This is a genomic window from Paenibacillus qinlingensis, from assembly GCF_031455095.1.
GTDB classification, from domain to species: domain Bacteria; phylum Bacillota; class Bacilli; order Paenibacillales; family NBRC-103111; genus Paenibacillus_E; species Paenibacillus_E qinlingensis_A.
In genome coordinates, this window is record NZ_JAVDSB010000003.1 from 392,139 (window position 1) to 406,243 (window position 14,105).

Consider the following 14,105-nt stretch of genomic DNA (forward strand, 5'->3'; position numbering starts at 1 on the left):
TCATGCAAACTCCAAATGAATCAACAGAGACTAACTTCAAGTTTGCTCCCGTTTCAAATAAATCTCTAACTGGTGAAGTTATTGTACGACCTTCACTTAATTATTGGCAGGACGCATGGAGACGACTTAGGAAAAATAGACTGGCTATGGCTGGCTTAATTATATTGGTAACTTTAATCGTACTTTCGATTATCGTTCCATTTGTTTCGAGCTACGATTATCAGACTCAAAATTTGAAGCTTAAAAATGCGGTGCCGAGCGGTTCGCACTTCTTTGGAACAGATGACTTCGGTCGTGATGTTTGGACACGTGTGTGGTGGGGTACTCGTATCTCCCTATTCATTGGTATTACAGCTGCATTAATTGATTTAGTCGTTGGTGTTATTTACGGCGGTATCTCTGCGTATTACGGCGGAAAAGTCGATGAAGTTATGCAACGCTCCATTGAGATTGTTTATGCGATTCCGTTCTTGTTGATTGCCATTCTATTGATCATGGTTATCGGCTCAGGGGTTTCGTCCATTATTATCGCCTACAGTATTACGGGGTGGGTACCGATGGCCCGGCTAGTTCGTGGACAAATGTTGACGCTCAAAGAGCAAGAATTCGTACTTGCTTCACGTACATTGGGAGCTTCTCCCATGAGAATTATTATGCGTAGCTTGATCCCGAATGCACTTGGTATAATTATCGTACAGATCACATTCGTTGTGCCATCTGCGATCTTTACTGAAGCATTCTTGAGTTTCATCGGTCTAGGAGTAAAGCCACCTCTGGCATCGCTAGGTAACTTACTGTCAGATGGTGCTAACTATATTCGGTTATATCCGCATCGCCTTATTTTCCCGACGATTATCTTCAGCTTGATCTTGTTGAGCTTCAATCTTCTCGGCGATGGGCTTCGTGATGCGCTAGATCCAAAAATGCGCAAGTAAGAAGGGGTGAATAATGATGAGCACCAAAGACAATTTACTAGAAGTAAAAGATTTGCGAGTTTCATTCCAGACTTATGCGGGTGAAGTTCAAGCTGTTCGCGGCGTATCTTTTTCTTTGAAAAAAGGTGAAGTGTTGGCGATTGTAGGTGAATCCGGCTGCGGTAAATCCGTAACGGCACAAACGCTCATGCGTTTAATTCCTACTCCGCCTAGTTATATAAAAAGCGGTTCTATCATGTTTGACGGAAAAGTGGACATTACCAAACTATCCAACAGACAGATGGAGAAAATTCGTGGCTCCGAAATGGGTATGATTTTCCAGGATCCAATGACTTCATTGAATCCGACGATGAAAATCGGCGATCAAATCACGGAAGGTTTGATTAAGCACGAAGGTTTGAGCAAAAGCGCAGCTAGAGAAAAAGCGATTGAAATTCTCAAGCTCGTTGGTATCAACTCGCCTGAAGGGCGTATTCATCAATATCCACATGAACTTTCTGGTGGTATGCGTCAACGTATTATGATCGCGATTGCTCTAGCTTGTTCGCCTAAGCTTCTTATTGCTGATGAGCCTACAACAGCGCTAGACGTTACGATCCAAGCACAAATTATTGATCTAATGAAGACGATCTCGGAGAAAACGGACTCTTCTATTATATTAATTACGCATGACCTAGGCGTTGTTGCCGATATGGCAGACCGCGTTGTGGTTATGTATGCAGGCAAAATTATTGAACAGGGCGCCGTAGATGAAATTTTCTACGAGCCACAGCATCCGTATACGTGGGGTTTACTTCGTTCAGTGCCGCGGTTGGATACGAACACGAATGAAGAGCTTGTACCGATTCCTGGTACACCGCCAGATTTGTTCGCTCCGCCTAAAGGGTGTGCATTCGCAGCAAGATGTCCATATGCGATGAATCACTGTCTGGAAGAAGATCCAGCTCATTCTGTGTTGTCTGATACGCATTCAGCAGCTTGCTGGTTGCTTCACCCTGACGCACCGAAGGTTGAACGTCCTGTAGGAGTGGGAGGTAGCAGTCATGTCTAAGTCAGCGGCTAAGTCTGATCAACCGATATTGCAAATTCGCAATATGAAGAAGCATTTTAATCTTGGAAACGGCAAGATTTTGAAAGCCGTAGACAATTTTTCAATAGAAATTAAACGCGGTGAAACATTTGGTTTAGTTGGGGAGTCAGGTTGTGGAAAATCCACAGCAGGAAGAACGATTATTAAACTTTATGACGCAACAGACGGCGAAGTCATTTTCGATGGTGAAGATGTTCATAAGCTGACTGGGAAAAAGCTGAAGGAATTTAATCGGAATATGCAAATGGTATTCCAAGATCCTTACGCATCCTTGAACCCGCGTATGACCGTTGGGAATATCATTGCTGAAGGTATTGATATTCACGGTTTATATAAAGGCGCGAAACGTAAAGAACGCGTGATGGAATTGCTTCGTGCTGTCGGCTTGAACGATGAGCATGCTAGTCGTTTCCCGCATGAGTTCTCCGGTGGTCAACGTCAACGTATTGGGATTGCCCGTGCGCTTGCGATTGAACCGAAGTTCATTATTGCCGATGAGCCAATCTCCGCATTGGATGTTTCCGTACAAGCACAAGTCGTTAACCTTTTCAAAAGATTGCAAAAAGAAATGGGCTTAACTTACCTATTTATCGCGCATGATTTGGCGATGGTTAAGCATATCTCTGATCGAATTGGAGTTATGTATTTGGGAAGCCTTGTAGAGGTGACAACGTCTGACGCGCTTTATGCGAAGCCTTTACATCCGTATACACAATCACTGCTTTCGGCGATTCCGATCCCGGATCCAGAAATTGAACGTACGCGCGAGCGTATTATTCTTCAAGGCGATGTACCGAGTCCGCTCAACCCGCCAAGTGGTTGTCCGTTCCGTACACGTTGTCCGCAAGCGATGGCGAAGTGTGCAGATTCCATGCCGCCTAGTAAAGAAGTGGAACCAAACCACTTTGTTGCTTGTCACTTATACTAATTCGCTTAGCCGCCCCGATTGGGGCGGCTTTTCATCATGCAAATCTCCTTACATAAATGTAATTATAATAAATACAGTTTTGACGATTTCAGGGCTACCGTGTACAATCAAAAGATAGTTGTTTTATTTGTTCTGAAGAGGAGACACTAGTCGCATATGCAAATGGAAACTTTTCATTGGAAGAAAAATCAAATACTGGCGGAAGATTATATAACGGGAAAAGGCAATGCAAAAGCGTTGTTTCCGTATCATTTTGGAAATGAAGAAGATTGGCAAGCTCGTGTCACTTGGTTGGATGGAGCTCAGGATGCACCGCATGTTCATCGTGAGCGTCTTGTAGAGGTGCTCGAGGCCTACAATAGACGCGTAGGGAATACAGAGGCGGCTTTCGCCCATATAGCGGCTCTTGGCGACAAACAGGCGCTAGCCGTAGTGGGTGGTCAGCAAGCAGGGTTGTTTGGTGGCCAGCTCATGATTCTGTATAAGGCAATCACGCTTATTCAATCCGCTCGTGAATGGAGTGCCAAGTTAGAGCGTCCCGTTGTGCCTATTTTCTGGATAGCTGGCGAGGACCACGATTTTGACGAAGTTAATCATGTTCATGTTCTTTCTAGCGCGCAGCAAATCGAAAAGTTGAAGGTAGATCATCCTACAGGAGGAAGGACTTCTGTGAGCCGCCTGCCATTAACCTCTGACGCGTGGGAAGAGGCTTTGAATAAGTTAGATCAGTCTTTGATGGATACGGAATTCAAAGCTTCTTTGTTAGACAAAATGCGTTCAGCTTCAGAAGGTGAAGCAACGCTTTCAGAGGCATTTGCTCGTTGGATGGCCATGCTGTTTGGCGAGTATGGGCTTGTATTGATTGATTCCGATGATCCTGCTCTCCGCGCGCTGGAATCTTCGATGTTCGAAGCCATTATTAGACAGAATGCGGCCTTAGCTGGCGCCTTGATGCAAAGTAAAGCTGAGGTTAGTCAAGCTGGCTACGGGATTCAAGCAGAGGTTCATGAGCAAGCAGCGAATCTGTTTGTTTTTGCAGAGGGAGCGCGACTGCTGCTTCAGCGCGAGGGTGATCAATTTTCGGATAAGAAACATATCGTAAACTACTCGAAAGATGAGCTTCTGGATAAAGCGATAACCACGCCTGAACAGTTAAGTAATAATGTAATGACGCGGCCGCTTATGCAAGAGTTTTTATTCCCGGTTTTAGCGACCGTTCTGGGTCCAGGTGAAATTGCTTACTGGGCACTAACGAAGCAAGCGTTTGAACATTTTCACATGCGGATGCCGATTGTCTTGCCGCGTATGGAATTTACATTGATTGAAGGCACGATTAAGAAACAGATGGACAAATATGAGCTCGCATTGACAGACGTTATTGAACGTTTTGACGAGAAGAAGCAAGCTTGGTTGGATGCACAAGATACGCTTCAGCTAAATGAGCGATTTGAGGATGTTAAAGCGTCGTTCTTGAACGCGTACGGTCCTCTAGTAGAGTCACTTAGTGTCATTAACCCTGGAGTGAAGAAACTGGGAGATACGAATCTGGCTAAAATCGTGGAGCAAATTGAATATTTGCATCATAAAGCTAGCGAAGCGTCTCACACGCAATTCGATGCGGCGATACGTCAGTTGGACCGTGTTCGACTCACGATATTTCCGTTAGCCAAGCCCCAAGAAAGAGTGTATAATGGGTGTGCTTATCTGAATCGTTATGGGAATGTTTGGCTACATACATTAATACAAACGCCGATACCCGTAGATGGCTTGCACCGTATCTATTATTTGTAGGAGGAACGAACATGACAACGGCAACAAACAGTATTGTAACAGACATGGCGTTAGCGCCAGATGGTCATTTGAAAATTGATTGGGTTCAAGCGCATATGCCGGTTTTGAATCGGATTCGTGAGCAATTTGAGAAAGAGCAGCCTTTTAAAGGCTTGAAAGTTACGATTTCCTTGCACTTGGAAGCCAAAACAGCTTACTTAGCAAAAGTCGTTCAAGCTGGTGGTGCGGAAGTTACGATTACGGGAAGTAACCCGCTTTCCACACAAGATGATGTTTGCGCGGCGCTTGTGGAAGATGGGATTACTGTATTTGCGAAATACAACCCAAGTCCTGAAGAATACAAAGAACTTCTTATTAAATCATTGGAATCCAAGCCTGATCTAATCATCGATGATGGTGGCGATCTGGTTTCACTCTTGCACTCCGAACGCAAAGACTTGGCTGTTAATGTTCGTGGTGGAGCAGAAGAAACGACAACAGGTATTCTTCGTTTGAAAGCAATGGAAAAAGACGGGAAGCTTGGTTTCCCGATGGTTGCTGTTAATGATGCTTACTGCAAATACTTGTTCGACAACCGTTACGGCACAGGTCAATCCGTTTGGGATGGTATTAACCGTACAACGAACTTGGTTGTTGCTGGTAAAACGGTTGTTGTTGTAGGTTACGGCTGGTGTGGTAAAGGTGTGGCTATGCGTGCAAAAGGCTTAGGCGCTAACGTTATCGTTACTGAAATCGATGCGATCAAAGGCGTAGAGGCTTACATGGATGGTTTCGCAGTCATGCCGATGATTGAAGCAGCTAAACTAGGCGACTTCTTCGTAACCGTAACAGGCAACCGTGATGTTATTCGTGGTGAACACTACAAAGTGATGAAGGATGGCGCGATTCTTTCTAATGCAGGACACTTTGATGTTGAAGTGAACAAACCAGAATTAGAAGCATTGTCATCTTCCAAACGTACGGTTCGTCGTAACATTGAGGAATATCAACTGACAGATGGTCGTAAAATTTACGTGCTTGCTGAAGGACGCTTAGTTAACCTTGCAGCTGGTGACGGTCACCCGGCAGAAATCATGGACATGACATTTGCGCTTCAAGCGATGTCCTTGAAACATGTGAATGATACCTACCAATCGCTTGGTAATACAGTTGTTAATGTTCCTTATGTACTAGATGAGCAAGTCGCTCGCTTCAAGTTGGAATCACTAGGTACTAGCGTTGATGCGCTATCTGATGAGCAAAAAGCTTACCTAGATAGCTGGGATGAGCACTAGAATTTGATCGGTAACCCCTTTAGTCCACTTGTGGAGTGAAGGGGTTTTATTTGTTGGGGAAGTTTTGCAAAACTTCTATTTGCTTAGAGTGAGTAGTTTAATTGGCGGCATTTGTGGCTAGTTGTCTGAATTAATGTATTTTATACAGTTAAATATATAAAAATGGGTTGTTTTGCGGGAATAACTGGATTTACTACAGCTAATTTTGCGGTATTCAATGGTATTGCTCTTATCAAGTGAAAATAACTGGATAATTTCCATCTAATCCCTATTTCCGCGGGTAATTCTCGGAAATAGATGTAGTTTTTCCAGTTAGATTGTGGAAAGGTTTGAACGGTTGCTGATCTTCTGTTCAAACAACCTCAACCTCAACCTCAACCTCAACCTCAACCTCAACCTCAACCTCAACCTCAACCCTCATTGCCCCTTAACATAGTTAACTACTTTATTTTCCTCGTCAGCCGTATCCCATGCAACTTAAGTCATTCACATTCCGTTTAGAGGGTGGATAACCTAAAAATGGAAATTGGGGGCATGGTAAAATGGGGGGTAAGACCAGAACAAGTTTAGCTTTGATGATTGTGCTGTGTTTGTTGACCGTGGGGGTGCTTGCTGGATGTAGTGCGTCCTCAGAGAGTAAAGGGGACACGTCTGCATCGTCGGCAAAAAGCGAGATGAACAGTGGGAAATCGTCCACAGTGACTACGGATCAACTAGCAGTCGCCAAAGATGCTGCTCCTGCAGTTGATGCGAAGGTAGCGCCTGTTGTAGGTGCAGCATCCGTCGGTAAGGCGGCTGCGCCCAACGTGGTCATGTCAGCGAGCGGGAACGATCAAGAGGCAGGCTTTAACCGTAAGCTCATTTATCGAGCGAATCTAGTCATGCCTGTTGAGGATTACGCGAAAGCACAAACCCAGCTGCGCGATCTCGTTGCATTAAGCGGCGCTTACATTTTGCAATTTTCGGAGAATGCGAATACGGGGGAAAAGGGCGGAACCTACACCATTAAAGTAGCAGCGAACGGTTTTGTATCCATGCTGGATGGTCTAGAGAAGATCAGCCCCGCGCTACAAAGAAATGTGCAAGGGCAAGACGTGACAGAAGAGTACGTGGATCTTAGCTCTCGTTTGACAGCCAAACAGCTCGTTGAAACGAGGCTGTTTAGTTTCATGGAAAAGGCTTCGAAAACAGACGATCTTCTGGCATTTTCGAACGAGTTAGCTAAGGTACAAGAGGCGATAGAGCAAATCAAAGGCAGAATGCGATATTTGGATCAAAATGTTTCGTATTCAACAATCGAGCTGCGCATGTATCAACAAACAGGCAAAAAGCCACTTCTTTCTGACCCGAATGAACTAACTTTAGCGGAACGCGTTGAGAAGGCATGGGGCTCAAGTCTGAATGTATTGGTCGCTGTCTTACAAGGAGTCCTCGTATTTCTGGCTGCCGCGGTGCCAGTTTTGGTGATTTTAGTCTTGATTGGCATCCCGATTTGGGTATACAGACGCAAGCGGAACAGGCATTTGAAGGAATTACGTTTGCAGCTAAAAGAACAAAATGATACTGGACGAGCACTTGATGTGACCGAACAAGTAACAAAAGGCACAGAATAGACCTAAAAAATGAAAAAAATTAATTAATCCTGCTAACTAAGCAGGATTTCTTTTATTTTTAGCGAATATTGATTCAAATGTGGTGGAAAGTGGTACAAAGTGGAGGGAAAGGGGGCGAGATGCTATGTTTATGGGTGAATATCAACATAGCATTGACGAGAAGGGCCGAATGATTATCCCGGCTAAATTTCGTGAAGCCCTTGGCGAAGCTTTTGTCATCACCCGTGGATTAGATCAATGTTTATTCGTTTACCCACAATCCGAATGGTTAATTCTCGAACAGAAGCTGAAAGCATTGCCATTAATGAAGTCAGATGCACGTGCCTTTACCCGTTTTTTCTTCTCAGGTGCAACCGAATGTGAGCTAGATAAACAAGGACGAGCCAACATTCCAAGCAATCTCGTCGACCATGCCAAATTAGAGAAAGATTGCGTCGTGATCGGTGTTTCTAATCGTGTGGAGATTTGGAGTAAGCAAGTTTGGGAAAGCTATGCCAATGAGTCTGAACAATCATTCAATGAAATAGCAGAGAAGCTGGTCGATTTTAATTTTGATTTATAGAAGTATCGTGTTTAAAAATAGGCTTATGAAGTCAGTTTTGCTAAGGCAAAACTTTTAGGAGGACAACAAGTGTTTCATCATGTGACTGTACTAAAAGAAGAATCTGTAGAAGGTTTACATATAAAACCTGATGGTGTTTACGTGGATTGTACAATGGGAGGCGCTGGGCATAGCTCACTAATCGCATCCCAATTAGGTCCCGATGGGTTGCTGATTGCCCTTGATCAAGATGATATCGCTCTGGCCAACGCGCAAACCGTGCTGGCTCCTTATCTGGATCGTGTAGCGATTATCAAAAGTAACTTTAGAGACATTGAATTAGTCTTACGTGGAGTTCCCAAGGCGATGCGGGATGGAAAGCCGCAAGTGGATGGCATTTTGTTCGATCTAGGCGTATCCTCTCCACAACTGGATGATGGTGATCGTGGCTTTAGCTACAACCAGGATGCTGAGCTGGACATGAGAATGGATCGCGACACATCCTTAACAGCCAAAATAATCGTTAATGAATGGCCAGCTGAACAAATAGCACGAATTCTATTTGAATATGGCGAAGAGAAGTTCTCAAGACGTATCGCTGGTGTGATTGTGGAAGCGCGAGCGAAGAAACCAATCGAAACGACTGGGGAACTCGTTGAGTTGATCAAAGAGGGGATCCCAGCGGCCGCTAGACGGACTGGAGGTCACCCAGCGAAACGAAGCTTCCAAGCGTTGCGAATCGCCGTGAATGATGAGCTTGGAGCGTTTGAAGAGGCGCTGCAGCAGTCGCTTAACTGTCTAGCTCCTCAAGGTCGTATTGCGGTGATAACCTTCCACTCGCTAGAAGACCGAATTTGCAAGCAATTTTTCGTTAAAAATGTGGAGAAATGTACCTGCCCGCCTGGGTTTCCAATGTGTGTGTGCGAAAAAGCTGGGGAGCTAAAATTAGTAACCCGCAAACCTATTTTACCTAGTGAACATGAACTGGAAGTGAATCAGCGAGCCAGATCGGCTAAGCTGCGTATAGCAGAAAAGCTTTAAACCAAGGGAGGAATAAGCGATGTCATCCTATATCCAAGGCAATTTGGCACTTGATCCTAAACGCAAACCGAACCCGCAACAGCGTGTAAAGATAAAAGAAACAACCAAAGTTGTTTATCGCAACTCCTCATTGCCTGCACAAGAAAAAATGCTTTATTTATTCACAGTCGTCCTATGTGTCATTGTTGCCGGTGTCATCATTTGGCGGTTTGCAGCCATCTATCAGATGAACGCGAACATTCTCAAAATGCAAGGTGAGATTCGTGAAATTCAGGCGCAGAATAGCGCCCTTAAGCAAGTAGTAGAGAAACTTCAAAGTCCTGATCGTTTAAAAGAGGAAGCTGTACGCCTCGGGTTTAATGTACAAGAGCAGAAGCAAGGTAATGTCGTAGCACAATCGACGACAACTACGAAATCGAAAACGAGTTCATCCACGGCTTCGACGAGTGGCAAAAATACGAAATCAGCTTCTAAACCGTAACAGGCAGGTACTCATATGACTAAAAAAATTAAGTTGCGTTCATTGCTAATCGGAGGGTTTTTTACCCTTCTTTTTGTTGTCCTTATGGTTAAAGTCTATTGGATTCAAGTGGTAGAGGCCTCTTGGTTGCTAGAGAAAGCCGAGAAGAGATGGGAAACGGATAAGGTGTTAGCGCCGGTTCGCGGGTCCATTTTGGACCGTAATGATAAGGTGCTTGCCGTAGAAGCGACTGCCTATACGATCGCCTTAAATCCTAAGGTAATCGATGCGTTACACATTACAGAGGATGTAACCCAAGGTTTAGCCGATATTTTGAAGGAATCTGAGGCGAAGCGTGCCGAACTGGTCAATAAGATCCGGGAAAGAGCAACGAAAAAAAATCTTGATGGTACAGATTTCGCTGCAAACGTAGAAGTGAGGAACGAAGGTTGGAAGATAGACAAAGAGAAAGCGGATCAAGTCCGTGTACTCATCACTGATCTTCAAACGAAGCTGAAATTGGGTTCTAGAGCATTGGTGGGAATTTCCATTTTGGAGGATAAGAAGCGATATTATCCAGGCGAAACCTTAGCCTCTCATATCCTTGGATATACGAACAAAGAAGGCGAAGCAGCACAAGGGATGGAGCTGAAGTTAAACGATACACTCAAGGGTGTTCCAGGAATGCTGAGCTATGAGAAAGATGGGAAAGGCGTGGAGCTTCCTGATGCCAAGGTAAACTTTAAGCCTGCTGAAGACGGCAATAATGTGAGGCTTACGATTGATAAAAACATTCAATTTTACTTAGAGAGTGCATTAGCTAAAGTAAATGACAAGTGGCACCCGAAAAGCTTAACGGCCATTGCAGTGGATCCCAAAACGATGGAAATTCTAGGAATGGCCAATACACCTACCTTTAATCCAAATACATATTGGAATTATGATCCACAGAAAGATTTTAGAAATGGCGCTATTTCTTCCAGGTATGAGCCCGGTTCTACCTTTAAGTTAGTTACCCTTGCAGGTGCTGTAGAAGAAGGGGTATTCAATCCAACAGAAACTTATCAATCGGGTGCGATTAAAGTGTCTGACCGTATTCTCCATGACCATAATCTTGTTGGGTGGGGGAAGATTACTTTTTTAGAAGGACTCAAACGGTCTAGTAACGTTGCCTTTGTAAAGCTGGGGATTGAGAAACTGACTCAGACAAAACTTAGTAAATACATCGAAAAGTTTGGCTTCGAACAGAAAACAAACATTGACATGCCAGGTGAAGTTTCAGGCCTTATTGATATGAATTATCCATCGGAGTTTGCAACAGCAACCTATGGACAAGGGAAAGTCGTGGTAACGGCCATTCAACAAACGGCAGCTTACGCAGCCATCGCCAATGGGGGTAAATTGATGTGGCCACACATTGTCAAGGATATTGTCGATCCGAAAACTGGTAAAGTGGTAACTGCTTTTGAGCCGCAAGTGATTAGACAAGTGGTGAGCCCTCAGACAGCTGCGACGGTAAGTGGCTATCTAGAGCAAGTCGTTTCGGACCAAGAAGTCGGGACAGGTAAACTTGCTTATATGGAGGATTATCGGATAGCGGGGAAAACAGGGACGGCGAACATCGTACTTCCTGGTGAAAAAACGTACTCATCTGATACGTGGGTGATCTCGTTTATTGGCTATGCGCCAGTAGAGGATCCTCGCATTTTAATTACATTGATCGCAGATCAACCTGATCTTGGCGGAAACTATCATTTAGGTGGACAGGTTCTAGCACCTGCCTTCAAAGAAATCGTAGGCGAGTCCCTGCAATATATGGGTGTGCCGTCAAGTAAAAAACCGAAAACTGTTACCAAAGAAGCAAATCGTCTGAATGTACCGAATTTAATGGATGTTTCTTCTGCGAATGCCAAAGGAACGGCCAAGGATATCGGTCTGTCCCTTGAAGTATTTGGTAAAGGGGAGAAGGTAGTTGATCAATTCCCGAAGGCGGGTACTCAAATTTTGTCTACACAGCAAATCTATGTTGCTATGCAACCTGTTGAGGAGATGCCGCTGCCGAATCTAGTAGGCAGATCGCTGCGTGATGCTGTAGAGACATGCTCCTTCTTCAAGATTGATTGTCAAACATCTGGAGAAGGCTATGTATCTGAGCAATCTGCAGCTGATGACAATCGTGCAGTTACCCTGCAACTTAAGCCGCTTGGGGATAAATCAGCAACGACAGGGTCTACATCTAATGCAACGCCAGCTGGCTCACCTACGCCTTCACCATCACCGAATGCCAAAACAGAAACGCAAAGAGCAACCGCAAAAAAGCCGTGATCGTGAACAGCTTGTTCTAACCCCTGGTTGTCCCGAATAGTCATGTTAGGAATGAACATGACAATAGTGGGAAGGGAGACTGAACGTTCATGCGGGCTTCTAACGTTACCGTTCGTCGCAGATTATTTACGGCGTTAATCATTGCAACTGTTATCTTTACAGCACTTATCATTCGTTTAGCCTATGTTCAACTTTGGATTGGACAAGAACTCGCGATTAAGGCGGAGGAAAGCTGGCGAAGAGAGATTGCTTTTGCACCTAAACGGGGTGAAATTCAAGACCGCAACGGGTTAACCTTGACGTATAGCATGAGTACACCTACGATTGTGGCTATTCCCGTGCAAATTAAAGATCCCCGTGCCACTGCAGTTAAGCTGGCAGAAGTGCTCGAAGGCAATGAAGAAGATATTTTCAAACAAATAACTAAAAAAACCTCGCAAAACAATATAAGACCTTCTGGTCGTAAAATTTCGATTGAAAAAGCGCAAGAGGTTAGAAAGTTGGAATTGCCAGGTATCGTTGTAGCAGAAGATAATAAGCGTTATTATCCCTATGGATCTCTTGCAGCGCACATTCTTGGATTTGCGGGGATAGATAAAGGTCTAACAGGAATAGAATCCAAATATAATTCTCAGTTAACAGGACTTGCAGGCAGTATTTCCTATATGACAGATGCGGCCGGTCGCAAACTATTAGGTACCACCGATGTGTATACACCGCCTAAAGATGGATTGAATGTGAAGTTAACCATCGACAGTCATTTGCAATCAGTTATGGAACGCTCGTTAGATCAAGCCATGGTCCAATATCAGGCGCAAAACGTCATTGCGATTATGATGGATCCGAATACCGGCGAAATCTTATCGATGGGTAGTCGTCCGACCTATGATCCTAGCAAATATATGGAGTCACCAGCAGAAACGTATAATCGAAATTTACCTATTTGGAAAACGTACGAGCCCGGTTCTACGTTCAAAATTATTACCCTTGCTGCAGCACTTGAAGAAAAGAAAGTAGATCTGAAGAATGAGCAATTTTTTGATCCAGGTGCCATTGAAGTTGGGGGCGCTAGGTTGCGTTGTTGGAAACGTGGTGGACATGGCAGTGAAACGATGCTGCAGGTAGTTCAGAACTCATGTAACCCGGGTTTCGTCGTGATGGGACAACGCTTAGGGAAAGAGAAATTGTTTGATTATATTTCCCGATTTGGTTTTGGTAAAAAGACTGGTATTGACCTAGGCGGAGAAGAGAACGGAATCATGTTCAAACCGTCCCAGGTAGGACCTGTTGAATTGGCAACGACGGCTTTCGGTCAAGGGGTTTCCGTTACACCGATACAACAGATTACAGCTGTTTCAGCTGCAATCAATGGTGGGAAGCTGTTTAAACCCTATGTGGCCAAATCCTTTTCCAATCCAGATACGGGAGAGGTCGTCGATGTTGTTGAGCCAGAGCTAGTGCGCAATGTCATCTCTGAAGATACGTCTCGACAAGTTCGTGAAGCGCTGGAGAGCGTTGTCGCGAAAGGGACGGGTCGCAATGCATTTATAGACGGGTACCGTGTAGGCGGGAAAACAGGGACCGCACAGAAAGTTATCAACGGACGCTATTCGCCAGATGAGCATATCGTGTCATTCATCGGCTTCGCGCCAGCGGATAATCCCAAAATTGTTGTGTATGCGGCTGTGGATGATCCGAAAGGGATTCAATTCGGAGGTCTGATTGCAGCACCTTTGGTAAGGGATATTATGGCAGACGCTTTACGCTATATGAAGGTAGAACCTGACAAAAATCAACTTGACAAAGAGTATCGCTATGGAGAAATTCCAGTTGTTGAAGTTCCGGACTTGGTTGGAGCGTCAGTTGATGATATATTAGAAGACCTGAACATGAATTTCAAGCTAGCTAAGTCAGGGAATGGGAAGTACGTCATCTCTCAAGCGCCTAAAGCAGGTTCAAGAGTAGATCAAGGCTCAACGATCCGTATTTTCTTATCCGATGTGGATCCTGAGAAGTAGGAATTCTAATAGAAATAAAAAAAGATTTGCCAAGAAGACATGTTTGGCTTTTCTACACGCATAAAATTGTCCATAATAGATAGGGAATT

General features: G+C 44.5%; 11 protein-coding genes. All 11 read left to right on the forward strand.

Annotation, left to right across the window (positions count from 1 at the left end; all coding sequences use genetic code 11):
- Nucleotides 1–2 precede the first annotated feature (2 nt).
- The 11 genes from J2736_RS12575 (at nt 3) to J2736_RS12625 (ending at nt 14,016) form a co-directional block, all read left to right on the forward strand.
- Nucleotides 3–935, forward strand: coding sequence for an ABC transporter permease (locus tag J2736_RS12575; RefSeq protein ID WP_310226991.1), 933 nt, complete (start codon nt 3–5; stop codon nt 933–935).
- 13 nt (nt 936–948) lie between these two features.
- Entirely contained in the window at nt 949–1,986 is a 1,038-nt protein-coding gene (locus J2736_RS12580; RefSeq protein WP_310226993.1) for an ABC transporter ATP-binding protein, read from the forward strand.
- Nucleotides 1,979–2,953 carry an ABC transporter ATP-binding protein gene (locus J2736_RS12585; protein ID WP_310226995.1) on the forward strand — a complete coding sequence of 325 codons (975 nt, stop codon included), beginning with the start codon at nt 1,979–1,981 and terminating at the stop codon, nt 2,951–2,953. The genes J2736_RS12580 and J2736_RS12585 overlap by 8 nt, the downstream gene beginning before the upstream one ends.
- A 156-nt stretch (nt 2,954–3,109) precedes the next feature.
- Nucleotides 3,110–4,744: a bacillithiol biosynthesis cysteine-adding enzyme BshC gene (gene bshC, locus J2736_RS12590; RefSeq protein ID WP_310226997.1), complete on the forward strand. Its 1,635-nt coding sequence runs from the start codon at nt 3,110–3,112 to the stop codon at nt 4,742–4,744.
- Between the two features lie 11 nt (nt 4,745–4,755).
- Nucleotides 4,756–6,018, forward strand: a complete 1,263-nt coding sequence (locus J2736_RS12595; protein ID WP_310226999.1) for an adenosylhomocysteinase — start codon at nt 4,756–4,758, stop codon at nt 6,016–6,018.
- 542 nt (nt 6,019–6,560) lie between these two features.
- The gene (locus tag J2736_RS12600; protein ID WP_310227001.1) at nt 6,561–7,631 is read left to right on the forward strand and encodes a DUF4349 domain-containing protein; all 1,071 of its coding nucleotides are present in this window, start codon (nt 6,561–6,563) and stop codon (nt 7,629–7,631) included.
- A gap of 124 nt (nt 7,632–7,755) precedes the next feature.
- Entirely contained in the window at nt 7,756–8,193 is a 438-nt protein-coding gene (gene mraZ, locus J2736_RS12605; protein WP_056612672.1) for a division/cell wall cluster transcriptional repressor MraZ, read from the forward strand.
- 69 nt (nt 8,194–8,262) lie between these two features.
- Nucleotides 8,263–9,213, forward strand: coding sequence for a 16S rRNA (cytosine(1402)-N(4))-methyltransferase RsmH (gene rsmH / locus J2736_RS12610; protein ID WP_310227005.1), 951 nt, complete (start codon nt 8,263–8,265; stop codon nt 9,211–9,213).
- A gap of 19 nt (nt 9,214–9,232) precedes the next feature.
- Complete coding sequence (locus tag J2736_RS12615; protein ID WP_310227007.1) at nt 9,233–9,694, forward strand: septum formation initiator family protein; 462 nt, start codon at nt 9,233–9,235, stop codon at nt 9,692–9,694.
- A 15-nt stretch (nt 9,695–9,709) separates the two neighbouring features.
- A complete protein-coding gene (locus tag J2736_RS12620) occupies nt 9,710–11,998 on the forward strand; it encodes a penicillin-binding transpeptidase domain-containing protein (protein WP_310227009.1) in 2,289 nt (762 codons plus the stop codon).
- 89 nt (nt 11,999–12,087) lie between these two features.
- Complete coding sequence (locus tag J2736_RS12625; RefSeq protein ID WP_310227011.1) at nt 12,088–14,016, forward strand: stage V sporulation protein D; 1,929 nt, start codon at nt 12,088–12,090, stop codon at nt 14,014–14,016.
- Nucleotides 14,017–14,105 lie beyond the last annotated feature (89 nt).